The sequence below is a fragment of the Enterobacter sp. ku-bf2 genome (assembly GCF_001742765.1).
GTDB classification, from domain to species: Bacteria; Pseudomonadota; Gammaproteobacteria; order Enterobacterales; family Enterobacteriaceae; genus Enterobacter; species Enterobacter quasiroggenkampii.
Genome location: NZ_MDVW01000022.1, coordinates 46,467 through 70,744 on the forward strand (window position 1 = coordinate 46,467; position 24,278 = coordinate 70,744).

22 protein-coding genes and 1 pseudogene are annotated in these 24,278 nt (G+C 56.3%); 13 read left to right on the forward strand and 10 right to left on the reverse strand.

The features are described from left to right. The first annotated feature begins 94 nt into the window (after positions 1-94). From BFG58_RS20775 to ghrB, 6 genes are all read left to right on the forward strand, one after another. Entirely contained in the window at positions 95-757 is a 663-nt protein-coding gene (locus BFG58_RS20775; protein ID WP_024909080.1) for an OmpA family lipoprotein, read from the forward strand. Between the two features lie 179 nt (positions 758-936). Beyond that, positions 937-1,953, forward strand: coding sequence for a LacI family DNA-binding transcriptional regulator (locus tag BFG58_RS20780; RefSeq protein WP_045907861.1), 1,017 nt, complete (start codon positions 937-939; stop codon positions 1,951-1,953). Between the two features lie 103 nt (positions 1,954-2,056). After that, positions 2,057-2,806, forward strand: coding sequence for a sugar phosphate isomerase/epimerase (locus BFG58_RS20785; RefSeq protein WP_025910491.1), 750 nt, complete (start codon positions 2,057-2,059; stop codon positions 2,804-2,806). 3 nt (positions 2,807-2,809) lie between these two features. After that, the gene (locus tag BFG58_RS20790) at positions 2,810-3,748 is read left to right on the forward strand and encodes a sugar kinase (protein ID WP_069720482.1); all 939 of its coding nucleotides are present in this window, start codon (positions 2,810-2,812) and stop codon (positions 3,746-3,748) included. A 117-nt stretch (positions 3,749-3,865) separates the two neighbouring features. Beyond that, positions 3,866-5,146, forward strand: coding sequence for an MFS transporter (locus BFG58_RS20795; RefSeq protein WP_045907864.1), 1,281 nt, complete (start codon positions 3,866-3,868; stop codon positions 5,144-5,146). Between the two features lie 28 nt (positions 5,147-5,174). Next, positions 5,175-6,149 carry a glyoxylate/hydroxypyruvate reductase GhrB gene (gene ghrB, locus BFG58_RS20800; protein ID WP_069720483.1) on the forward strand — a complete coding sequence of 325 codons (975 nt, stop codon included), beginning with the start codon at positions 5,175-5,177 and terminating at the stop codon, positions 6,147-6,149. A 58-nt stretch (positions 6,150-6,207) separates the two neighbouring features. On the opposite strand, the gene cspA is transcribed toward ghrB, so the two are convergent. Together cspA and BFG58_RS20810 are read right to left on the reverse strand one after the other, a co-directional pair. Then, on the reverse strand, positions 6,208-6,420 hold the full coding sequence (cspA, locus tag BFG58_RS20805; protein ID WP_003860775.1) for an RNA chaperone/antiterminator CspA: 213 nt from the start codon (positions 6,418-6,420) through the stop codon (positions 6,208-6,210). Between the two features lie 246 nt (positions 6,421-6,666). Beyond that, positions 6,667-7,377, reverse strand: coding sequence for a DUF3053 domain-containing protein (locus BFG58_RS20810; protein ID WP_024909075.1), 711 nt, complete (start codon positions 7,375-7,377; stop codon positions 6,667-6,669). A 331-nt stretch (positions 7,378-7,708) separates the two neighbouring features. Between BFG58_RS20810 and BFG58_RS20820 the strand changes: the two genes are divergently transcribed. Further along, a complete protein-coding gene (locus BFG58_RS20820; RefSeq protein ID WP_008502755.1) occupies positions 7,709-7,996 on the forward strand; it encodes an HTH-type transcriptional regulator in 288 nt (95 codons plus the stop codon). A 39-nt stretch (positions 7,997-8,035) separates the two neighbouring features. Here BFG58_RS20820 and BFG58_RS20825 read toward each other — a convergent pair whose 3' ends face one another. Then, positions 8,036-9,655, reverse strand: a complete 1,620-nt coding sequence (locus BFG58_RS20825) for an ABC-F family ATP-binding cassette domain-containing protein (protein ID WP_069720484.1) — start codon at positions 9,653-9,655, stop codon at positions 8,036-8,038. Positions 9,656-10,450: 795 nt separating this feature from the next. Here BFG58_RS20825 and BFG58_RS24375 point away from each other — a divergent pair. After that, positions 10,451-10,597, forward strand: a pseudogene (locus BFG58_RS24375) (hypothetical protein); the annotation flags it as partial. Then, the gene (locus BFG58_RS20830; RefSeq protein WP_069720485.1) at positions 10,564-11,013 is read left to right on the forward strand and encodes a hypothetical protein; all 450 of its coding nucleotides are present in this window, start codon (positions 10,564-10,566) and stop codon (positions 11,011-11,013) included. The pseudogene BFG58_RS24375 and the gene BFG58_RS20830, both read left to right, overlap by 34 nt. 93 nt (positions 11,014-11,106) lie before the next feature. Here the strand turns inward: BFG58_RS20830 and glyS are convergent, their stop codons facing one another. The 3 genes from glyS to BFG58_RS20845 form a co-directional block, all read right to left on the reverse strand. Further along, the gene (glyS, locus tag BFG58_RS20835; protein ID WP_045907867.1) at positions 11,107-13,176 is read right to left on the reverse strand and encodes a glycine--tRNA ligase subunit beta; all 2,070 of its coding nucleotides are present in this window, start codon (positions 13,174-13,176) and stop codon (positions 11,107-11,109) included. A 9-nt stretch (positions 13,177-13,185) separates the two neighbouring features. After that, a complete protein-coding gene (gene glyQ, locus BFG58_RS20840; RefSeq protein ID WP_003860141.1) occupies positions 13,186-14,097 on the reverse strand; it encodes a glycine--tRNA ligase subunit alpha in 912 nt (303 codons plus the stop codon). Between the two features lie 160 nt (positions 14,098-14,257). After that, positions 14,258-14,563, reverse strand: a complete 306-nt coding sequence (locus BFG58_RS20845) for a YsaB family lipoprotein (RefSeq protein WP_045907868.1) — start codon at positions 14,561-14,563, stop codon at positions 14,258-14,260. 183 nt (positions 14,564-14,746) lie between these two features. On the opposite strand from BFG58_RS20845, the gene BFG58_RS20850 reads away from it, so the two are divergent. Next, positions 14,747-15,742 carry an acyltransferase gene (locus BFG58_RS20850; protein WP_069720486.1) on the forward strand — a complete coding sequence of 332 codons (996 nt, stop codon included), beginning with the start codon at positions 14,747-14,749 and terminating at the stop codon, positions 15,740-15,742. On the opposite strand, the gene BFG58_RS20855 is transcribed toward BFG58_RS20850, so the two are convergent. The 4 genes from BFG58_RS20855 to xylA form a co-directional block, all read right to left on the reverse strand. Further along, positions 15,735-16,655 (reverse strand): GlxA family transcriptional regulator, encoded by a 921-nt coding sequence (locus tag BFG58_RS20855; protein WP_069720487.1) that lies wholly within the window; start codon positions 16,653-16,655, stop codon positions 15,735-15,737. The two genes, BFG58_RS20850 and BFG58_RS20855, sit on opposite strands and share 8 nt — an antisense overlap. Then, complete coding sequence (locus tag BFG58_RS20860; protein ID WP_063622830.1) at positions 16,655-17,194, reverse strand: cysteine hydrolase family protein; 540 nt, start codon at positions 17,192-17,194, stop codon at positions 16,655-16,657. The genes BFG58_RS20855 and BFG58_RS20860 overlap by 1 nt, the downstream gene beginning before the upstream one ends. Positions 17,195-17,297: 103 nt before the next feature. Beyond that, on the reverse strand, positions 17,298-18,752 hold the full coding sequence (gene xylB / locus BFG58_RS20865; RefSeq protein WP_069720488.1) for a xylulokinase: 1,455 nt from the start codon (positions 18,750-18,752) through the stop codon (positions 17,298-17,300). A gap of 61 nt (positions 18,753-18,813) precedes the next feature. Further along, positions 18,814-20,136, reverse strand: coding sequence for a xylose isomerase (gene xylA, locus BFG58_RS20870; RefSeq protein ID WP_086374966.1), 1,323 nt, complete (start codon positions 20,134-20,136; stop codon positions 18,814-18,816). A gap of 371 nt (positions 20,137-20,507) precedes the next feature. Here xylA and xylF point away from each other — a divergent pair, with 371 nt between their 5' ends. The 3 genes from xylF to xylH all read left to right on the forward strand — a co-directional run bounded on the left by xylF (position 20,508) and on the right by xylH (position 24,273). Then, positions 20,508-21,500, forward strand: a complete 993-nt coding sequence (gene xylF / locus BFG58_RS20875) for a D-xylose ABC transporter substrate-binding protein (RefSeq protein WP_008502746.1) — start codon at positions 20,508-20,510, stop codon at positions 21,498-21,500. A gap of 72 nt (positions 21,501-21,572) precedes the next feature. Next, positions 21,573-23,114, forward strand: coding sequence for a xylose ABC transporter ATP-binding protein (locus tag BFG58_RS20880; RefSeq protein WP_048028062.1), 1,542 nt, complete (start codon positions 21,573-21,575; stop codon positions 23,112-23,114). Then, positions 23,092-24,273 (forward strand): xylose ABC transporter permease XylH, encoded by a 1,182-nt coding sequence (gene xylH, locus BFG58_RS20885; protein ID WP_045907874.1) that lies wholly within the window; start codon positions 23,092-23,094, stop codon positions 24,271-24,273. Before BFG58_RS20880 ends, xylH begins: the two co-directional genes overlap by 23 nt. Positions 24,274-24,278 lie beyond the last annotated feature (5 nt).

The following is a 24,278-nucleotide window of genomic DNA, read 5'->3' on the forward strand; positions in this document are numbered from 1 at the left end:
TCAGAGTTATACCCGGAATTTTCTCCGTATCTGGACGTCATAATCAACTGCCACGCTCGCCGTGGCAAAGAATAAAAAGGATTAAGGAAAGAAGATGAAAAAACGCGTACTCGTTATTGCCGCTCTGGTGAGCGGTGCCCTGGCTGTTTCTGGCTGCACAACCAACCCTTACACCGGTGAACGCGAAGCGGGTAAATCCGGCATTGGCGCGGGTATCGGCTCGCTGGTCGGCGCAGGCGTTGGGGCGCTCTCCTCCTCCAAGAAAGACCGCGGCAAAGGCGCGCTGATTGGCGCAGCAGCGGGCGCAGCGCTGGGCGGCGGCGTTGGCTATTACATGGACGTGCAGGAAGCAAAACTGCGCGACAAAATGAAGGGAACCGGCGTGAGCGTGACGCGCAGCGGCGATAACATCATCCTGAACATGCCGAATAACGTGACCTTCGACAGCAGCAGCGCAACGCTGAAACCGGCTGGCGCGAATACCCTGACCGGCGTGGCGATGGTGCTGAAAGAGTACAACAAGACCGCGGTGAACGTGATGGGCTATACCGACAGCACCGGCAGCCAGGATCTGAACATGCGTCTGTCCCAGCAGCGCGCCGATGCCGTGGCCAGCTCACTCATCACCCAGGGCGTTGAAGCAAACCGCATCCGCACCAGCGGCATGGGCCCTGCCAACCCTATCGCCAGCAACAGCACGGCGGAAGGCAAAGCGCAGAACCGCCGTGTTGAGATTACGTTAAGCCCAATTCAGTAGGTAAAAGCAAAACGGCAACCCCGTTGCCGTTTTTAGTGTTTGCGCCCTCTCCCGTGGGAGAGGGTTGGGGTGAGGGCATCAGACCGCAACCTCCGGTAAGCGCAGCGCCACCGGGCAAATTACTTGATTCGTCCGATTTTCCCGCTAAGGTATTCTCACTAAATTCAGGGAAATCAGTGATGAGCAAACCAGCCCGGGCCACCATCAGCGACGTGGCGAAAGCCGCCAAAACCGGTAAAACCAGCATTTCGCGCTATCTTAACGGCGAGAAACACCTGCTGTCCGATGCGTTGCTGGCGCGTATTGAACAGGCCATTGCCGATCTCGACTACCGTCCCAGCCTCATGGCGCGCGGGCTCAAACGCGGCCGCACCCGCCTTATCGGGCTGATCATCGCCGATATCACCAACCCCTACTCCGTGAACGTGCTCAGCGGTATCGAAGCCGCCTGTCGCGAGAAAGGCTTTACGCCGCTGGTCTGTAATACCAACAACGAAGTCGACCAGGAACTGCATTATCTCGACCTGCTGCGCAGCTATCAGGTGGAAGGGATTGTGGTCAACGCGGTAGGCATGCGTGAAGAAGGATTAAATCGCCTGCAGCAATCCTCCCTGCCCATGGTCCTCATCGACCGTAAAATCCCGGAATTTGCCTGCGACGTGGTCGGGCTGGACAACACCCAGGCCGCGACGACCGCCACCGAACATCTGATTGAACAGGGCTTCGAGGCCATTCTGTTTCTGAGTGAACCGCTGGGGATGGTCAACACCCGTCGTGAACGCCTGAGCGCATTTCGCGCCACGCTGGAGCGTTATCCCGGCGTGATCGCCGAAAATGCCGAAACGCCGCTGCACGAAGCCGCGCAGCTCGACAACACCCTGCGTCAGTTCCACATGCGCCATCGTGGGATGCGAAAAGCCGTTATCTCCGCCAACGGGGCGTTGACCCTGCAGGTTGCCCGCTCGCTCAAGCGCATTGGCCTGCACTGGGGCAGCGACATTGGTCTGCTGGGATTCGATGAACTGGAGTGGGCGGAACTGGCTGGCGTAGGCATTACCACCCTCAAACAACCCACCTGGCAGATTGGCTATGCTGCTGTTGAACAAGTGGTTCGTCGTATTGAAGGCACCAGCGATGCCGTTCGCGAGCAGGTCTTCTCCGGTGAACTGATCGTTCGTGGCTCTACCGCGCGTTAAATTTCCCTTGTGATAGCGATCATAAATTCAACATCCTGACCTTTTCTTTGGAACCGGTTCCATCTAGCGTAATAGTATTGATATGTTGCGATGGAGTCCGAAGATGGGCAGAAAAATTATGGTGGTCACCGCCGCGTACGGTGCGGAACAGGTGCGGCAGGCGGGAGGTCAACGGGCGATGCTCCCTGTTATTGCTGGCGCGGGGGCAGACGGCGTGGAGATCCGCCGCGAGCTGTTCAACAGCGAAGAGCTGCTGGCGCTGCCTGCGCTGGGCGAATCCATTGAGCTGCTGGGCCTGCTGGCGTGCTACTCCGCACCCGCAGCCCTGTTTATGCCTGACGGCACCCTCAACCCGGACCTGCCCCACTATCTCTCTGAAGCCAACACCCTGAACGCCCTGTGGCTGAAGGTTTCCCTCGGCCATTTCAGCGACACGCAACCGCTCGACGCCCTGCGTACGCTATTGAACACCAGCGGTATGGCGCTGGTCGTGGAGAACGATCAGACCGACTGCGGACAGCTCGCGCCCATGCAGCGCTTCCAGGCCGCCTGTCGGGAAATGGCGCTCCCCGTCACGCTGACCTTCGACATGGGGAACTGGCTGTGGGTGGGCGACTCGCCGGAAGAGGCCGCGCGTCATCTGGCCCCTGCAGTGAGCTATATCCACGTGAAAGCCGCCGTGCCGCATAAAGATAACTTCCGCGCCGTCGCACCGGACCGCGCCGATGCACGCTGGCTGGATCTGCTCGGCCAGCTGCCTGCCGATGCCCCGCGCGGTATCGAATTCCCGCTGGAAGGGTCGGATTTAACCGCCGTTACCCGCCATTACGTCAACCTGCTGCGCGAGGAGTAAACCATGCACAAGACGCTGGATGTCATCACGATTGGTGAAGCCATGGCCATGTTTGTCGCCACCGAAACGGGTGAGCTGAGTGCGGTGGAGCACTTTATCAAACGCGTCGCAGGCGCAGAACTGAACGTCGCGACCGGCCTGGCGCGTCTCGGCCTGAACGTGGGCTGGGTCAGCCGCGTGGGGGATGACAGCTTTGGCCATTTCGTTCTCGATTCGCTGAAAAAAGAGGGGATTGATGCCACTGGCGTCACCCTCGACGGACGCTTCCCTACCGGCTTTCAGCTTAAATCTAAGGTTGAAAATGGAACCGATCCCATCGTGGAGTATTTCCGTAAAGGCTCGGCCGCAAGCCAGCTCTCTGTCGCGGATTACCACGCCGATTACTTTGCCTCCGCGCGCCATCTTCATCTGAGCGGCGTGGCAGCCGCGCTGTCTGCCAGCTCGTATGAACTGCTGGATCATGCGGCAGCTACCCTGAAAGCCCAGGGCAAAACGATCTCGTTCGATCCGAATTTGCGCCCGGTGCTGTGGAAAAGCGAAGCGGAAATGGTGGAGAAACTGAACCGTCTGGCGTTCAGGGCGGACTGGGTTCTGCCAGGCCTGAAAGAAGGGATGATCCTGACCGGCGAAAGCACGCCGGAAGGCATTGCTGACTTCTACCTGAATAAAGGGGTAAAAGCGGTGGTGCTGAAGACCGGTGCCGATGGCGCATGGTTTAAAACGGCCAACGGTGAACAGGGTGCGGTCGCGGCAGTGAAGGTCGAGAACGTTGTCGACACCGTCGGCGCGGGCGACGGCTTTGCCGTGGGCGTGATTAGCGCCCTGCTGGAAGGCAAAACGCTGCCGCAGGCCGTCGCGCGAGGCAACAAGATTGGCTCGCTGGCCATTCAGGTGCAGGGCGACAGCGAAGGATTACCAACGCGAGCACAGCTCGGCGTTTAAATTCTCTCTCCCTGTGGGAGAGGGCCAGGGTGAGGGCAGCAAGCCGCACCAAATAATTAAGCCACCGTGTACCCTACAGACAACGGCGGTAACAACCTCAACAACAGAGGCAAGCCTATGAATAGTTCGACCAATGCAGTAAAACGCTGGTGGTACATCATGCCAATCGTGTTTATCACGTACAGCCTGGCGTACCTTGACCGTGCCAACTTCAGCTTCGCGTCCGCAGCGGGGATCACCGAGGACCTCGGGATCACCAAAGGTATCTCCTCCCTGCTGGGTGCCCTTTTCTTCCTGGGTTACTTCTTCTTCCAGATCCCCGGCGCGATTTATGCGGAACGCCGCAGCGTGCGTAAGCTGATCTTCATCTGTCTGATCCTGTGGGGCGCCTGCGCGTCACTGACCGGCATGGTGAACAATATTCCTGCCCTGGCCGCCATTCGCTTTATCCTCGGCGTCGTTGAGGCGGCGGTTATGCCCGCGATGCTGATCTACATCAGCAACTGGTTTACCAAATCTGAGCGCTCGCGCGCGAATACCTTCCTGATCCTCGGTAACCCGGTCACGGTACTGTGGATGTCGGTGGTGTCGGGCTACCTGATCCAGTCCTTCGGCTGGCGCGAGATGTTTATCATTGAAGGGGTGCCGGCGATTATCTGGGCCTTCTGCTGGTGGGTGCTGGTGAAAGATAAACCTGCCCAGGCGAAGTGGCTTTCCGAAGATGAAAAAGCGGCGCTGCAGGCGCAGCTGGATAAAGAACAGCAAGGTCTGAAGGCGGTACGTAACTATGGTGAAGCCTTCCGCTCGCGTAACGTGATCCTGCTCTGCGCACAGTATTTTACCTGGAGCATTGGCGTGTACGGCTTTGTGCTGTGGCTGCCGTCCATTATCCGCAGCGGCGGTGAAAACCTCGGCATGGTCGAAGTAGGCTGGCTGTCATCCGTACCGTATCTGGCGGCAACCATCGCGATGATTATCGTCTCCTGGGCGTCGGACAAGCTGCAGAACCGCAAGCTGTTTGTCTGGCCGCTGCTGCTGATTGCTGCCTTCGCCTTTATTGGCTCCTGGGCCGTGGGCGCAAACCACTTCTGGGTCTCTTATACGCTGCTGGTGATTGCCGGTGCCGCCATGTATGCCCCGTACGGACCGTTCTTCGCCATCATCCCCGAGATGCTGCCGCGTAACGTTGCGGGTGGCGCGATGGCGCTGATTAACAGTATGGGTGCACTGGGTTCGTTCTGCGGCTCCTGGTTCGTGGGTTACCTGAACGGTGCCACCGGCAGTCCGTCCGCATCGTACATCTTTATGGGGGTGGCGCTTTTCGCCTCGGTGTGGCTTACTCTGATTGTTAAGCCTGCTAATAATCAACAACACCCTGTCGGCGCTCGCCACGCCTGAATCCTTAAAAAAATCAACGGAGATTAGCATGAAGCCGTCCGTCATTTTGTATAAAGCCCTGCCGGAAGATCTGCAGAAACGTCTTGAAGAGCACTTCACCGTTACGCAGGTGAAGAACCTGCGCCCGGAAACCGTGGCACAGCACGCCGACGCGTTCGCCAGCGCCGAAGGCCTGCTGGGTTCAAGCGAAAAAGTGGATGTCGCCCTGCTGGAGAAAATGCCGAAGCTTCGTGCTACCTCAACCGTTTCCGTGGGTTACGACAACTTCGACGTAGATGCCCTAAACGCCCGCAAGATCCTGCTGATGCATACGCCGCATGCCCTGACGGAAACCGTTGCCGATACGCTGATGGCGCTCATGCTCACCACGGCCCGTCGCGTGGTGGAAGTGGCTGAGCGCGTCAAGGCGGGCGAATGGACAAAGAGCATTGGTCCGGACTGGTTCGGTGTGGATGTTCACGGCAAAACGCTGGGCATTGTCGGTATGGGGCGTATCGGGCTGGCGCTGGCGCAGCGCGCGCATTTTGGTTTTAACATGCCGATTCTGTATAACGCGCGTCGCCATCACAGTGAAGCCGAAGAGCGCTTCAACGCCCGTTACTGCGAGCTGGATACTCTGCTGCAGGAAGCCGATTTTGTCTGCCTGGTTCTGCCGCTGACGAACGAAACCCGTCATCTGATCGGCAAAGAGGCGTTTGAAAAGATGAAGACGTCCGCCATTTTCATCAACGCGGGTCGTGGCCCGGTGGTGGATGAGAAGGCGCTGATTGAGGCCCTGCAAAACGGTGAGATCCATGCAGCAGGTCTGGACGTGTTTGAGCAGGAGCCGCTGCCGGTGGATTCGCCACTGCTTTCGCTGCCTAACGTGGTTGCCCTGCCCCACATCGGCTCAGCCACCCATGAGACGCGCTACAACATGGCGGCCACCGCGGTTGATAATCTGATTGCCGCATTAGGTGGAAAGGTGGAGATAAACTGCGTGAACCCGCAGGTGCAACGGTAGAAACGAAAAAACCCGCCAGAAGGCGGGTTTTTAAATTCTTTGCTACTGGGTTGGAAGCTTACAGGCTTACAACGTTACCAGCTGCTGGGCCTTTAGCGCCGCTTTCGATGGTGAAGGACACTTTCTGACCTTCGTCCAGAGATTTGTAGCCATCGTTCTGGATAGCAGAGAAGTGTACGAACACGTCTTTAGAGCCATCGTCAGGAGTGATGAAGCCGAAACCTTTATCAGCGTTGAACCATTTTACCAGACCAGTCATTTTAGCAGACATAGAAATTACCTTATTAACAAATATATTGTGCCTTCCGGCTTGATGGATTGCGTTACAGATTTTTAAGCGATGAAGGAAGGGTCACTACGAAGGGTATCTATGGATAACAATCTGGACTGCTTTACTAAACTGCTTTAGGTCTGTGTAACAAACCGACGGGAACAGTTATACCGATGTGGTAGAGGAATGACAAGCGTTATTTTCTGTATGCATAAAAAAACCCCGCCAGAAGCGGGGTTTTTCGTCTTATTCTGTGGCAGTGACTGCCGCACTCCAGGCCTGGCTAAAGGCCTGATGCTGGGAGGCCAGCGGCCCAATCAGCGTATTGTACTGGCTTGCCTGCTGCGAGGTCGGGAACTGAATACCGTTGGCAACAAAGCTCACCTGCGTATTCTGCTGGGCGATAAAGTCACCCACCTGGACCAGCTGCTGCGTGAAGATTTGCGCGGCTGGAATTAACGGCTGCAGTGCTTCAGACGGTTTGGTCACCACTTTCTCATACACTTTGTCGAAGACCGGTTTGAGATCGTCACCCTGCTTCAGCGCAGAACGTGACGCGTCAGCCTGCATTTTCGCATTTTGCAACTGCTGGCTCAGCACGCCAAGCGCACCGTTGGACTGGCGCAGCGGTTCACGTTGCGTCATATAATCCTGTGGAACGCGGATGGCGTTCACGCTATCCACTACCGGGCGGATACCGGAATCCATCGCCTGGCTCACCTGCTGTGAATAACCATAAAGAATGGCGTAATCGGACACGAAGGGGCCAAACTGTTTTTTCTGATCCGCAGTCAGCGTCGGCAACCGCTCGCCGCTGCGCATCACTGTATTCTGCAGAAAATCGATAAACGCTTTGCGCTGATCACCTTCTTTATCAAAACACCCACTCAGGCTAACAACCATCAACAACGCCGCAATAGGCGCAAACCAGCGAGAGCAGGACTTTCCTGTCGCCATTTTATTACTCCTTTCACCCAAAAAAGCGCACACCGGCACACGCGTGCCCGACGCTGACAAGGATAGTCCAGGTCAGCCTTGCAAGATACTCTTTTCATGCAAAACGGCTATTGCCGATTTATTTCTTATCATTTACAAAAAAATACCTGGCGAAGCCGACATATGACTAATCAGGGAATTAGCATAACTCTCCATATTGCTGAATCGGATACAGCGATCGTTACCGCACGATTAATCACACCCGTGACGATCCTGGGTTGGTATTAGGGACTATTCTTAATTGGCTCTCTGATGTTCTTGATCACGATGTGAGATTTAAGAGGAGTCCTCAATGGAATATAAAGATCCTGAGTTTGAACTGCTGAGCAGTCTGGAACAGATCATTTTTAAAGATGTACCGCAGACGATTACCCTGCAACAAAAATCCAATCCCTTTACAGAATATGAGCAATTGCGCAAAGGGACAGGACTGAAAACCGAAGAATTCGCCAGAGCGATGGGTGTCAGCGTGGCTATGGTGCAGGAGTGGGAGTCAAAACGTGAGAAACCCACCCCAACCGAGTTAAGGCTGATGCGCCTGATTCAGGCCAACCCTGCACTCAGCAAACAGATAGCGTAGTGAAGATTGAATGCCCCCGCCTTTGCGGGGGCTTGTGTTTTACAGGCTATCACAACGCCAACCCGCCTCTTCCCACACCAGCGCATGCGTTAACGTTAAGCCGCTTAAAAACGCCTCATCGTGTGATACCACCAGCAGTGCCCCAGGGAAACCGGCCAGCGCCGCTTCAATGGCCTGGACTGAAGCCAGATCCAGATGGTTGGTCGGTTCATCCAGCAGCAGAAGCTGCGTGGCCTCCGCGCGCCACAGCACGCAGGCCAGGGCAGCCTTAAGACGCTCACCGCCGCTGAGCGCCGCCAATGGGAGCATCACTTTGTCAGCCCCCAGTTGAAGCTGCGCCAAACGGGTTCGCAATACCCCCTCTTCCAGAGGGGTATGACTCAAATTGAGATGCGTCATGACCGACTGCGAGAGATCGAGCCGGGAGAGATGCTGGTCGAGATAAGCACAGCTAACGGAGACCTTACAGGTACCCGAACGGGGAGCCATCTCGCCGAGGATAGTTTTTAACAGCGTCGATTTTCCGCAGCCGTTCGGTCCCTTCAACGCCACGCGCATCGGTCCGTCCATACGCCAGGTAAGTGGTGGAACAGGCACATGCGGCAGCACCAGATCCTCCAGCACCAGTACCTGCTTGCCCTCCGGGACCTGACTCCCCGGCAGAGTGAACATCACCGGGTTATCGTCTTCAACCCGCTCACGCGCCTTGTTAACCGCAGCGTTCAGCGCTTCATTTTGCTCGCTGTGCTGTTTTTTCCAGGAGCCGATACGTTCCTTTGCCGCGCCTTTATATTTGACCCGCTCAAACGACGCGATATTCAGGGTATCGACGGTGCGTAACGTCTTTGCCGACCGCCGCTGGCTGTCATCATGCTCTTTTTGCATGCGTGCGCGGGTGCGTTTGCGCTCGGTTGCCGCATGTTCCAGCGCCGCGCGGGCCGCCTGCTGTTCGGCATCGCGCTGGGCTTGATAATCCGCATAATTTCCGCCGTAGCTGCGCAGACCCGAGGCGCTCAGCTCAAGGATACGGGGTACCTGAGCCAGTAACTCACGGTCATGGGAGGCCACCAGTACGCCGCCCTGATACCGACTCAACTGGTCGTAGAACCACGCCCGGCCTTGTCGATCCAGATGGTTAGTGGGTTCGTCCAGCAGCATGAAATCCGCTTCAGCCGTAAATGCCCCGCACAGCAGGGCACGAATGCGCTCGCCGCCGCTGAGTTCACCGGCAGGTTTATCCGGATCAAACGGCGGAAGCTTCGCATTGATAAACGCTTCGCTCAGACGTTCGGCTATATCCCAGTAACCATCGAGCAACGCCAGATCGTCGGGCTGATAATCGCCGCTGTCGATGCGCTTACGCGCCGCAAAAATCGCGTCATATCCGAGCAATTCAGCCAGCGTCGTCTGCGAAGAAATGACGTGCTGCTGCGCCACCCAGGCATGCGAGCCAAAGCGTTCGATATGACCGGTAGCCGGTTCGTCCAGCCCCGCCAGCAGACGCAGCAGACGCGTTTTTCCGCTGCCGTTGCGGCCAACCAGCGCGCACAGGGAGAGTTCCAGCGAAAGATTCAGCGGACCAAAAAGGGTATCGCCCGTCGGAAACTGACAGGTGACCTGATGCAAAATAAAAGAAGGGGACTGCGCAAAATGAGCCATAAGCACTCCTGAATGAAATCAAAACATCCCCTGCCGACGCGGTGGCGTTTAGCAAGGATCGAAATTCATCAGTCGTGTTTGTTCATTTTTGGGGGGTGCTCCAGCGCGAGTAAGTTAACGCGATAAGGATAGCGGTAATGTGTTGACGGTTTCAAGGTTAAATTTTGGACGACTTATACTCCCTCTCCCTTTGGGCTGAGGGATCCCCACAAATTAATGCGAGCAGTGAACAATCCCCTCGCCCCTTTGGGGAGAGGGTTAGGGTGAGGGGGAGCATACGGCTCTGGTGGTCATTCCGTTCACTTTATGTTCCTTGCTACTCTGTAACGACAATACCCGTGAACGTGCCAGGGTGGCTCAGTCGCCACCACCCTGGCTACCCGGGCTCCCGGCGGTAAATCGCCGCTACGCGGTACCTTCGGCTTATTCCTTCCGGCTTATCGGGGACGGGCGGAGGTTACATCCCTGTAAAGCCCGCCCTCTCGGCGCATCCATGCGCTCGCCCCGGCCTGCAGGAAACGCCTCAGCGATTTACAGCCGGACCATAGCGTCGCTGTAAGACCTCTGCCCGCAGTATGCTTTTCATTGCGGTAATTTTGCGAGTCTCTTTCCAGAAATGGTAATATCCTCAGAGGCATAGCTCAAATCTGTTGCCGCCTGTTTTGATGAGCAGTAAGTTCTCTTTGCACCTGCAAAATCAGGTGCCGGGTTTAGCATCCTGGCTTATCTTATCGGCGGCACATTTTGTGCAGCATGCTTTGCTACATCTCAATGGTGGGCTGAGCAGGGGCATCGAAAGATGCGCCGGTATCCGATAAGGCCGGTAATGCTAACTCTGTTCAGTCCACCACCAGCGAAGTTAGCATTTCCGGTGGTGGAAGCTTTATCACTTATCGGAGGCTGCCAATATGGCTACTACCCCAACCCAAGTTCATTCTTTAATCACTCTGCCCTTCAACCACGCCACCGACTTCACCGAACTGGCGGATAACTGCGAACGTTTTACCGACGCACTGGTAGATTGCGAAGAACCCGCCCCAAAAATGGCGCTTTACGGCAGACTTTATGCCTGCCTGAATCTTCTGCAACCCACGCTTCTGGATCCTGTTCCGGACGCTTTAAAAGCCCGCCTGACCGTGAAGGAACTCCCGTCACGCGTTCCGGCTTTTGAACCCGAGTGCGATCAGCTGGGGCGCTACTGTCAGGAGATTACGCAGTTGCTGATGAACGGCTCACTGCCGCGACAAACTGAAATCGTGATGGAAGATTTGCTGTGTGAACTGGTCAGCTACTTTGCCGATACGCTGAAGGCACCGCGCTGGCTGCAGACGGATGAAGGTACAGTCGCGATCGGCTAAACCTGCCGGATGACGCTGCGCTTATCCGGCCTACAAAAGATCCATAAAAAAACCCGCCGAAGCGGGTTTTTAGCATTTGTCACAACGGGCACATTACTGCAGCAGCGAAATATCCGCCACGCGCAGGAACAGCTCACGCAGTTTCTCGAGCATAGAGAGACGGTTAATACGCAGCTCTTTATCTTCTACGTTCACCATCACTTTCTCGAAGAAGGCGTCGATAACGTCACGCAGCTCGGCCAGCTCCACCAGCGCTTCCTGGTAGCGACCTTCCGCGAAGACCGGCTCGAGCTTGTCGCGCAGCACCACAACCTGCATCGCCAGGGCGATCTCTTCCGGCTCTTTCAGCGTCGCGGCGTTCACACGCTCGTTCAGCGTCTCGTCGGATTTCGCCAGAATGTTGGATACACGCTTGTTGGCCGCCGCCAGAGCAGAGGCCGCTTCCAGCGTACGGAAGTGGGAAACCGCCTTCATACGCGCATCGAAATCAGCCGGACGGGTCGGACGACGCGCCAGCACCGCCTGAATGGTGTCGACGGTGTAACCTTCATCCTGATACCAGGCGCGGAAACGACCGAGCATAAAGTCGATCACGTCATCCACCACGTTCGCGTTGGTCAGCTTGTCGCCGTACAGACGCACCGCTTCTTCGGTCAGGGTCTGCAGATCCAGGTTCAGGTTCTTCTCAACGATGATACGCAGCACGCCGAGCGCAGCACGACGCAGCGCAAACGGGTCTTTGTCGCCTTTCGGATGCTGACCGATACCGAAGATACCCGCCAGGGTGTCCATCTTATCGGCAATCGCCACCGCGCACGCAACAGGGTTAGACGGCAGTTCGTCACCCGCAAAGCGCGGCTGATACTGCTCGTTCAGGGCCACGGCCACGTCTTCCGCTTCGCCATCGTGACGCGCGTAATGCATACCCATCACGCCCTGGGTGTCGGTAAATTCGAACACCATGTTGGTCATCAGGTCGCATTTAGACAGCAGGCCAGCACGCGTTGCGTGATTAACGTCCGCACCGATTTCACGGGCAATCCAGCCGGACAGCTCCGCGATACGGTCGGTCTTGTCGCGCAGCGTACCCAGTTGCTGCTGGAACAACACGGTCTGCAGGCGTGGAAGATGATCTTCCAGACGCTTTTTACGGTCGGTATTGAAGAAGAATTCGGCATCCGCCAGACGCGGACGAACGACCTTCTCGTTACCAGAGATAATCTGGATCGGATCTTTCGATTCGATGTTTGCCACGAAGATGAAGTTTGGCAGCAGTTTGCCGTCGTTGGCATAGACCGGGAAGTACTTCTGGTCACCCTTCATGGTGTACACCAGCGCTTCAGCCGGAACGGCCAGGAATTTCTCTTCAAACTTCGCGGTCAGCACAACTGGCCATTCCACCAGCGAGGTCACTTCTTCCAGCAGGCTGTCGCTCAGATCGGCTTTACCGCCAATCTTGCGCGCCGCGTCTTCCGCGTCCGCTTTGATTTTGGCTTTACGCTGTTCGTAGTCAGCAATGACCTTGCCGCGCTCCAGCAGGATCTGCGGATACTGGTCGGCATTGTCGATGGTGAACTCTGGCTCGCCCATAAAGCGGTGGCCGCGGATCACGCGATCGGACGCCACGCCCAGAATGGTGGCCGGAATAACGGTGTCGCCCAGCAGCAGGGTCACGGTGTGAACCGGACGCACAAAGTGCACGTCAGACGCGCCCCAGCGCATCAGCTTCGGAATAGGCAGCTTCGCCAGAGACGTGGCAATCATGTCCGGCAGCAGCGCTTCCGCACTTTCGCCCTTCACGTGCGCACGGTACAGCAGCCACTCGCCTTTATCCGTGGTCAGACGCTCGGCCTGATCGACGGTGATGCCGCAGCCGCGCGCCCAGCCTTCCGCCGCTTTGCTCGGCTTGCCTTCCGCGTCAAAGGCCTGGGCAATCGCCGGGCCACGTTTTTCGACTTCGCGATCTGGCTGGGACGCCGCCAGATTTGCCACTTTTAGCGCCAGACGGCGCGGCGCGGCAAACCACTCAATTTTACCGTGTGCCAGGCCAGCGTTATCCAGCTCGGCAGTCACGTTCGCAGCAAAAGATTCAGCCAGGCTGCGCAGGGCTTTTGGTGGCAGCTCTTCGGTGCCGATTTCCACCAGGAAAGTTTTCTCAGACATGGCCGCCTCTTATTTGTTTCGGTTGCACATCGGGAAGCCAAGGGCTTCACGGGACGCGTAGTAAGCTTCTGCAACGGCTTTGGTCAGGGTACGAATACGCAGAATGTAGCGCTGACGTTCAGTCACGGAGATGGCTTTACGGGCGTCCAGCAGGTTGAAGCTGTGGGCGGCCTTCAGAATACGCTCGTAGGCAGGCAGCGGCAGCGGAGTCTCCAGCGCCAGCAGCTGCTGCGCTTCTTTCTCATACTGCTCGAAGCAGGTGAACAGGAAGTCCACGTCCGCGTATTCGAAGTTATAAGTGGATTGCTCCACTTCGTTCTGATGGAACACGTCGCCGTAGGTGGTTTTACCCAGCGGGCCGTCGCTCCAGACCAGGTCGTAAACGCTGTCTACGCCCTGAATGTACATGGCCAGACGTTCCAGACCATAGGTGATCTCACCGGTGATCGGCTTACATTCCAGACCGCCCACCTGCTGGAAGTAGGTGAACTGGGTCACTTCCATGCCGTTCAGCCACACTTCCCAACCCAGACCCCAGGCACCCAGCGTTGGGTTTTCCCAGTTATCTTCCACGAAACGGATGTCGTGGATGGTAGGATCCATACCCAGCTCTTTCAGCGACCCGAGGTACAGTTCCTGAATATTGTCGGGTGATGGCTTAATCACCACCTGGAACTGATAGTAATGCTGCAGACGGTTCGGGTTTTCACCGTAACGACCATCGGTCGGACGACGGGAAGGCTGCACATACGCGGTCGCCATTGGCTCTGGCCCCAACGCGCGCAGGCTGGTCATCGGGTGTGAAGTGCCGGCGCCGACTTCCATGTCCAAAGGTTGAACAATGGTACAGCCCTGACGAGCCCAGTAATCCTGTAAGGTCAGGATCAGGCCCTGGAAGGTCTTGGTATCAAACTTTTGCATAGTATTTCGTGCTGGATACGTGTGGTTTTAAATGGAAGGGACCAGTATACCCGCTGGCTGCAAGATATACAGTACGAAACGGGGTTGTTTAGGGAAAATTGGGAAATAAGCCTTCCGGCCAGAACGCTGACGGCGTCTGGCTGTTGATTATCCGAGCAGGCTAGCGCATGGAGAGGTGTAAAAACTGACCGTCCGCATCAAACGAGCAGACAAAGCCCTCTTTACGCGACGTATGGCCCCGCAGCTCATAGCTGCCCTGAAAACGTTCAAAACCGGTAACGTCAATTTTCTGCACGTCCGAGTTATAGCGGCGAGCGGCCCGATCTTTACAGAGCGCTTCCATATTCAGTGAACGTTCCGGGCTCATTTTACCCTGCTGCGCTTTTTGCACAGGTGCTTCCTGTGGCGCACTGCATCCCGCCAGTATGAACAGCAGAAAGAGTGACGCCACACGCTTCATCATCATTTTTATTACCGCCCTGGTCAGTGGCTGTTATTTTTAGTATCAACGCTTTTATAGATTATGGTCCGGCATTCTGCGAATCTCGTGGCCTCCCGACAAGCCTGCGGAATAAAACTCAGAATTTTCCAAACGAAGACATTTGGACAATGGGAGTCACACTCAATTTACAGGGAATACGAGGAACTGATGCAGTCAAAAATTAACTGGATTGATAACCTGCGAGGAATAGCCTGTCTGATGGTGGTCATGATCCACACGACGACCTGGTATGTCACGAATGCGCACAGCATCAGCCCCGTTAACTGGGATATCGCCAATATTCTCAACTCTGCGTCGCGCGTCAGCGTGCCGCTGTTCTTTATGATTTCCGGCTTTCTCTTTTTTGGCGAGCGCAGCGCGCAGCCAAGGCACTTCATCCGCATCGCGGCCTGCCTGGGGTTCTACAGCGCCGTTGCCTTGCTCTATATCACGCTGTTCACCTCAATAAACGCCGGACTATCGCTAAAATACGTGCTGCAAAAGCCGGTGTTCTACCACCTGTGGTTCTTTTTCGCGATTATCGTGATCTATCTGGTCTCCCCCCTCATTCAGGTGAAAAACGTCAGCGGAAAAATGCTTCTGGCCCTGATGGTGGTGATTGGCATTGTCGCCAACCCAAATACGGTCTCGCAGAAAATCGACGGATTTGAGTGGCTGCCGGTGAACCTTTATATCAACGGCGATACCTTTTACTACGTGCTTTACGGCATGCTGGGGCGCGCCATCGGGATGATGGACACGCAAAAACGTGGTCTGAACTGGCTCTGCGGGTTGCTGTTTATGGCTGGCGTGGCGGTGATTTCACGCGGGACGCTGCATGAGCTGCAGTGGCGCGGCAATTTTGCCGATACCTGGTACCTGTACTGCGGGCCGATGGTCTTTATCTGTGCCGTATCGCTGCTCACGCTCGTTAAAAATACCCTGAATACGCGTCCCCTTCCCGTACTGAGCGTCATTTCACGACACTCTCTCGGGATTTACGGTTTTCACGCGCTGGTGATCCACGCGCTTCGGACAAGAGGCGTTGAGCTTAAAAGCTGGCCGGTGCTGGATATCGTCTGGATTTTTGTCGCGACCCTGGCGATCAGCCTGCTGCTGTCGATGCTGCTGCAAAAAATCGACACTCGCCGCTTCGTCAGCTAATGCTTCGCTGCCGGGCGCGATGGTACTGGCGCGGGGAGGAAAACCCTGCCGCCAGTGAAGCCTGCTCCACGCCGCGCCCCTGCAATAGCCACTGCTCCGCCACCGCCAGACGCAGCTGCTCCAGATAATCGCGAACGCTAATCCTTAAATGTGACTGAAAAAGCCGGGTGAGATGGCGCGGGCTGACGTGCGCCAGCGCGGCGATAGCAGGCAAGCTCCAGGCTTTTTGTGGCTCGGCGGTGAGCGCATCCTGCGCCCGATGAATCGCCGGATGAAGATGATTGCGGTAGCGCAGCCACGGGGAGAGCTGGGGATCGTCACCGGAACGGCGGAACCAGACCACCATCTCGCGCGCCACGGCCAGCGCCTTTTCGGGACCGCACAGGCGGTTAATCATATGCAGCGCCAGATCGATGCCAGACGTGATCCCCGCGCTGGTCCAGATGTTCTCATCCTGCACAAAGATGCGGTTTTCTTTAATCGTCGCCGTGGGGGCTGCGGTGCGTAAACGGCTGATAACGTCATGGTGAGTTGTGCACTGTTTGTTATTCAGCAGGCCCGATTTCGCCGCCAGCAGCGCGCCTGAACAGACGCACATCACCGTGATATCCCGGCGCTGAATGACCGGCTGCAGGCGCATCAGCCAGTGCTGTATCTGTAACGCCTGTGGTGTCGAAAACTGAGTGCGGGAGTCGCTCACGCCGGGCAATACCAGCAGGCTCCCCTCAGGAAGCCTTTCCGGTAGCGGCTGAATGCCGCTCATCGTCAGGCCTATCGACGTCGGAACGTCCGGTTGCGGCCCAATGTAATGCAGACGAAACGCGTCGCCAGAAAGCATAAAGGTCTCTGCCGGGCCTGTCATATCTAATGACAGCACCCCGGGCAACATGACGAACCAGACGTCGATGGGCATTACAGTGACTCCAGCGTCTCCGCTACCGTTTTAATGTCGGCAAAACGCCCGGACAGTACCGTTTCGGTACGGTGGCGAATTTCCGCTGCACTCAGGGTAATGCCTCTGTACGTCATGGGGAACGTCAGCGTGGCCTCGCTAACAAAGGTCACAGCATAACCCAGATCGGATGCCACCCGGGCGGTGGTTTCGCAGCATTGCTCCGTGCGAATGCCGCAGATAATCAACTGGTTGATATCACGTTCACGCAGCCAGCGATCGAGCCCGGTATCCGTAAAGGCATTATGGACGTGTTTCTGGAAAACCACATCCGGCTGATGACGCAAAAAGGCCATGGGTTTAACAAAGCCGCTTTGCAGCGTGAAGGGGCCGTCTTCATCTACATGGAAAATATCAACGACCGGAATACCGCGCGCCTGGCAGCCTTCAATCAGCCCCAGCATCGCCTGCTGAAAGGCAGGAATGTCGTCCTCCTGCCAGTAATTGCGATGATGGAACGACTGCTGAGTATCAATATTGATGAGTGCAATGCGTGACATGGTGGATCTCCTCGCCAGTGGGTGTGACACCATACTGGCAAGGAAATAAAGGCACGCACAGACCAAAAAAGGACATCCTCGTGCCGCGGTCGGACAAGCGTGTTTACGACATCAGCGGCAGCAGCTGCTGGTAGATTTTGCGGAACACGTCGCGCCTTTCCGCGTACCGCGCATGGTTTGCCGCATCAGGGAAATGCGCCTGCTCAAGGGTAAGTTGCGGCAGCAGTTGCGAAAGCGGTTGTTCCGGATGAATGGCTATCTGCGCCAGACGCGCGGCGCCGAGCGCGGGGCCAACATCGCCACCGGTGCGGAAATCCAGCTGCAACCCGCTGATATCCGACAGCATCTGTCGCCAGTAAGGGCTTCGCGCACCGCCGCCAATCAGGGTGACGCTTGCGGGTTTCAGGCCGCAGTCATGGACCACGTCCATTCCGTCGGCCAGCGCATACCCCACTCCTTCCAGAACCGCACGCGCCAGTTCTGCCGGGCCATGCTGATGGGTTAAGCCAAAGAACACCCCTTTCGCTTCCGGGTTGTTGTGCGGCGTACGTTCTCCAGAAAGATACGGTAAAAACCAGACGGCACCCGCAGCGTCATCCGCCTGCTGTGCTGCGGCGATCAACGCAGGAACATCAGCCATCCCGGTCAGTTTCGCCGCCCAGTCCAGGCAGGACGCCGCGCTCAGCATCACTGACATCAAATGCCATTTTCCTGGCAGCGCATGACAGAAACTGTGCACCGCGCTTTCGGGATTACTGCGATAGCCGTCGCTGACGGCAAAATAGACGCCAGAGGTTCCCAGAGACAGCATCGCCTGCCCTGCCTCAACCATGCCGACGCCCACGGCACCCGCAGCGTTGTCACCGCCCCCGGCAACCACCGGTACGGCAGGCATATTCCAGCGTTCCGCAACGTCTGGCAGCAGTGTGCCTGTTACCTCGCTACCTTCGAACAGCGCGGGCATGTGTTCACGGGTCAGGTGGCAGGCATCCAGCATCGCCTCGCTCCAGTCACGTTTCGCCACGTCGAGCCACATCGTGCCGGCGGCATCGGACATGTCGGAAGCAAAATCGCCCGTCATACGAAAGCGCAGATAGTCTTTCGGTAGCAGGACTTTCGCCACCTGCCGGAAAATCTCCGGCTCGTGTCGCTGCACCCACAGCAGCTTGGGCGCGGTAAAGCCGGGCATCATCAGGTTGCCGGTGATCTCACGAGACGTAGGTACGCGCGCCTCAAGAAGCGCACACTCTTCCGCACAACGGCCGTCATTCCAGAGGATCGCAGGACGCAACACGCGATGCTCGCTGTCCAGCAAGGTAGCACCGTGCATTTGCCCGGCAATCCCCAGCGCTTTCACGTCACGCAGAGAATGCTGTTCACCTAACGCCTTGATTGCACGATCCGTTGCTTGCCACCACTGCTCCGGGTCCTGTTCCGACCACAGCGGATGCGGACGTGAAACCTGCAGCTTTTCCGTCTGCGTTGCTAACACCTCGCCCTGTTCGCTTAACAGGATGGCTTTCACACCCGATGTGCCAAGATCGATCCCGATATACATTACGGTGACTCCTTTAACAGAAATGCCCGGTGGCGCTAACGCTTACCGGGCCTACGTGCTGTTATTTATCGAACAGGTAGTGATTGACCAGATTTTCCAGTAACTCCTGGTGCCCACTCTGGTGCTGCGGCGCCAGCTGATGTTGTTCAGCGTACTTCGCGATGTCCGCTAGTGATAACTGACCTTTCAAAATTTGCTGGCCCAGCTCACTGTTCCAGCCGCTGTAACGCTTCGCCACGCGTTTATCGAGCTCACCGTCTTCAATCATACGTGCCGCCACTTTCAGCGCCAGCGCCATGGTGTCCATCGCGCCAATGTGGCCGTAGAACAGATCGTATTTGTCGGTGCTCTGGCGACGCACTTTGGCGTCAAAGTTCAGGCCGCCGGTAGTGAAACCACCCGCTTTGATGATTTCGTACATCACCAGCGCGTTCTCTTCCACGCTGTTCGGGAACTGGTCTGTGTCCCAGCCCAGCTGCGCGTCGCCGCGGTTAGCATCGACCGAGCCGAAGATGCCCAGCGCAATCGCAGACGCGATCTCGTGGTGGAAAGAGTGGCCCGCCAGCGTGGCGTGGTTGGCTTCAATGTTCACTTTAATCTCTTTTTCCAGACCGAACTGCTTCAGGAAGCCATACACCGTCGCCACGTCGTAGTCATACTGGTGCTTGGTCGGTTCCTGCGGTTTCGGCTCGATCAGCAGCGTGCCGCGGAAGCCGATTTTGTGCTTATGGTCGACAACCATCTGCATAAAGCGGCCAATCTGCTCGCGCTCCTGACGCAGATCGGTGTTCAGCAGCGTTTCATATCCTTCACGGCCACCCCAGAGGACATAGTTTTCGCCGCCCAGCTGATGCGTGGCATTCATTGCCGTCACCACCTGCGTGGCTGCCCAGCTAAACACTTCCGGATCCGGGTTGGTTGCCGCACCCGCGCCGTAGCGTGGGTTAGTGAAGCAGTTTGCTGTGCCCCAGAGCAGCTTCACGCCGCTTTGCTGCTGTTTTGCAGCCAGTACATCCACCATCTGCGCAAAGTTGTTCAGATACTCTTTCAGCGATGCGCCTTCCGGTGACACGTCGACGTCATGGAAGCAGTAGTACGGCACGTTCAGCTTGTGGAAGAACTCAAACGCCACATCGGCTTTGCGCTTTGCCAGTTCGATGGCCTCACCCGGCTGCTGCCATGGGCGGTCAAAGGATCCCACGCCGAACATATCGGCACCGTTCCAGCAGAAGGTATGCCAGTAACAGGCGGCAAAGCGCAGATGATCTTCCATGCGCTTACCCAGCACCAGCTCATCCGGGTTGTAGTGACGAAATGCTAAAGGATTGGTCGTTTTCGGGCCTTCGTAACGAACACGATCGAGTTGGTCGAAATAAGCTTGCATATTGAGCTCCATAATCAGGGTATGCGGCGAGTCGTTGATACAGGAGTAATAGTGAATAGACATTTTGGGTTGCTCAATTACGTTATTTCACACTGCTATTGAGAGAATGCACAACTGTGCGCTGGCTCGCAAAATAATGCGCAGACAAACTATTTTTCGGCGCGGATTCCAGAATCAAATGTAATTAAGACGTTACGTATTTTAAAATCCGATCGCGGTCATAAATTCAGAAATAAACCAAATATCGTAATGAGAAGATAAAAATCTGTAATTGCCAGCCCGCCTTTCCGCGTTAAAAATTTGCTGCGTCTCAGCAGTGAATGTTTCTTTTATCTCAGCAACACATACCCCTACAAAAAGGCCTAATAATTATGAAGATAAAGAACCTGACCCTAACGCTCTGCACTACGCTCCTGCTTGCCAGTTTTGCCGGTCATGCCAAAGAGGTCAAAATTGGCATGGCGATTGACGACCTGCGTCTGGAGCGCTGGCAAAAAGATCGCGATATCTTTGTAAAAAAAGCGGAATCCCTCGGCGCAAACGTGTTTGTTCAGTCGGCTAACGGCAACGAAGAAACGCAAATGTCGCAGATCGAGAATATGATTAACCGTGGCGTCGATGTGCTGGTCATTATCCCCTATAACGGCCAGGTATTAAGTAACGTGGTAAAAGAAGCCAAACAAGAAGGCATAAAAGTGCTGGCTTATGACCGCATGATTAATAATGCGGACATTGATTATTATATTTCGTTCGATAATGAAAAAGTCGGCGAATTACAGGCACAAAGCCTGATCGACAAAGTGCCTCAGGGCAATTATTTCCTGATGGGCGGCTCTCCGGTGGATAACAACGCCAAGCTGTTCCGCGAAGGGCAAATGAAGGTCCTTAAACCGTACATCGACAACGGGAAAATTAAAGTGGTTGGCGATCAATGGGCCGACGGCTGGCTGCCAGAAAACGCGCTGAAGATTATGGAAAATGCGCTGACGGCCAACAACAACAAAATTGATGCGGTTGTGGCCTCTAACGATGCCACCGCAGGCGGTGCGATTCAGGCATTAAGCGCCCAGGGGCTGGCGGGTAAAGTCGCCATTTCTGGACAGGACGCCGATCTGGCTGGCGTAAAACGCATTATCGCAGGCACCCAAACCATGACGGTCTACAAACCGATTACCGAGCTTGCCAATACGGCGGCGGAAATCGCCGTGGAACTTGGCAATGGCAAGCAACCTAAAGCAGACGCAACGCTGAATAACGGGCTGAAAGACGTTCCGGCTCGCCTGCTCACCCCTATTGAAGTCAATAAAGAGAACATTGACGCCACCGTCATTAAAGACGGCTTCCACAAGAAGAGCGAACTGTAATCCGGCGCGGCCCCTGCTTTGCAGGGGCGCATCACGTTGTACTGTTCTTCCCTCGGTTTATGTGGAGCAGTTATGCCTTATTTACTTGAAATGAAAAGCATCACCAAGCGCTTCGGCACGGTGAAAGCCGTCGATAACGTCAGTCTCCGGTTGAACCCCGGCGAAGTCGTTTCGCTGTGTGGCGAGAACGGCTCAGGCAAGTCAACGTTGATGAAAGTGTTGTGCGGGATCTACCCGTATGGCAGTTACGAAGGCGAAATCGTTTTTGCTGGCGAAGTTATCCAGGCGACTCACATTCGTGATACCGAACGTAAAGGCATCGCCATCATCCACCAGGAACTGGCGCTGGTGAAGCATCTCACCGTGCTGGAGAACATTTTCCTTGGGGCCGAAATTTCCCGCCACGGCGTGCTGGATTACGACACCATGACGCTACGTTGTGAAAAGCTGCTCGCGCAGGTGAGCCTCAGCATTTCACCGGATACCCGCGTGGGCGACCTGGGACTGGGGCAACAGCAGTTGGTTGAAATCGCTAAAGCGCTCAATAAACAGGTCAGGCTGCTGATCCTTGATGAGCCCACGGCCTCGCTCACCGAACAGGAAACTGCGGTACTGCTCGATATCATTCGCGATCTGCAAAATCACGGCATCGCCTGCATCTACATTTCGCACAAGCTGAACGAGGTTAAAGCCATTTCGGACACCATCTGCGTGATCCGCGACGGGCAGCACATCGGCACGCGTGAAGCCGCGGGCATGAGTGAGGATGACATCATCACCATGATGGTAGGACGCGAGCTGACGGCGCTCTACCCGAATGAGCCTCACACCAAAGGTGATGAAGTGTTGCGCGTGGAAAATCTGACCGCGTGGCACCCCGTTAACCGCCACATCAAGCGTGTGAATAACGTCTCGTTTTCTCTGCACAGCGGCGAAATCCTCGGTATCGCCGGGTTAGTCGGCGCCGGGCGCACGGAGGCCGTACAGTGTCTGTTTGGCGTGTGGCCAGGGCGCTGGGAGGGCACGATTTATATCGACGGCCAGCCGGTGAAAATCGACAACTGCCAGCAGGCGATCGCCCGCGGCATTGCCATGGTGCCGGAAGACCGCAAAAAAGACGGCATCGTGCCGGTTATGGCTGTGGGGAAAAACATTACGCTGGCGGCGCTCGATCGCTTCTCCGGCGCGCTGAGCAGCCTGGACGATGCCGCCGAGCAGCAGTGCATCCTTCAGTCACTCACCCGGCTGAAGGTCAAAACCTCCTCACCGGAACTGGCCATTGGCCGTCTGAGCGGTGGCAACCAGCAGAAGGCGATTCTGGCGCGCTGCCTGCTTCTCAATCCACGCATATTAATCCTTGATGAGCCGACGCGCGGAATTGATATCGGTGCCAAATATGAAATCTACAAACTGATTAATCAGCTTGTACAGCAAGGGATTGCCGTCATTGTCATTTCGTCTGAGTTACCCGAAGTGCTCGGCCTGAGCGACCGTGTGCTGGTCATGCACGAGGGAAAACTGAAAGCCAACCTGATTAACCAGAACCTGACGCAGGAGCAGGTGATGGAAGCCGCTTTAAGGAGCGAACGTCATGTCGAAAAGCAATCCGTCTGATATCAAAGTCGCCGTTCCGACGCCCGGTGCGTTCGCAGGTCTAAAAGCGCTGAACCTGCAGGTTTTCGTGATGATCGCGGCAATTATCGTCATCATGCTCTTCTTTACCTGGATGACCGATGGTTCGTACCTCAGCGCGCGTAACGTCTCTAACCTGCTCCGCCAGACCGCTATCACCGGCATTCTGGCCGTCGGCATGGTGTTCGTGATTATCTCCGCGGAAATCGATCTGTCGGTCGGTTCAATGATGGGGCTCCTCGGCGGTGTGGCGGCGATTTTTGACGTCTGGCTCGGCTGGCCGCTGCCGCTGACCGTGGCGGTCACGCTGGTATTAGGGCTGGTACTGGGGGCCTGGAACGGCTGGTGGGTAGCCTACCGTAAAGTGCCGTCGTTCATTGTCACTCTGGCGGGGATGCTGGCCTTCCGTGGGATCTTAATCGGCATTACTAACGGCACCACCGTCTCCCCTACCAGTGCGGCCATGTCGCAGATTGGTCAGAGCTACCTCCCGGATGGCGTGGGCTTTACCATCGGCGTGGCGGGATTGCTGGCGTTTGTTGCATGGCAGTGGCGTGGACGCATGCGTCGTCAGGCGCTGGGGCTGGCGTCGCCAGCATCCACGTCGGTGGTGGGACGTCAGGCGCTCACGGCCGTCATTGTGCTGGGCGCCATCTGGCTTTTAAACGACTATCGCGGTGTTCCGACCCCCGTGCTGCTGCTGACGCTTTTGCTGCTGGGCGGCATGTTTATGGCCACGCGCACCGCGTTTGGCCGCCGTATTTATGCCATCGGCGGCAACCTTGAGGCTGCCCGCCTCTCGGGCATTAACGTTGAACGCACCAAACTCGCGGTCTTCGCCATTAACGGCCTGATGGTCGCCATCGCCGGGTTGATCCTCAGCTCGCGTCTGGGGGCGGGTTCACCCTCCGCCGGTAACATCGCCGAGCTGGATGCTATCGCCGCCTGCGTTATTGGCGGTACCAGCCTCGCAGGGGGTATCGGCAGCGTCGCGGGCGCGGTCATGGGGGCATTTATCATGGCGTCGTTGGATAACGGGATGAGTATGATGGACGTCCCGACGTTTTGGCAGTATATCGTCAAGGGGGCCATTCTTTTACTGGCAGTCTGGATGGACTCGGCCACCAAGCGACGGGCCTGATAACG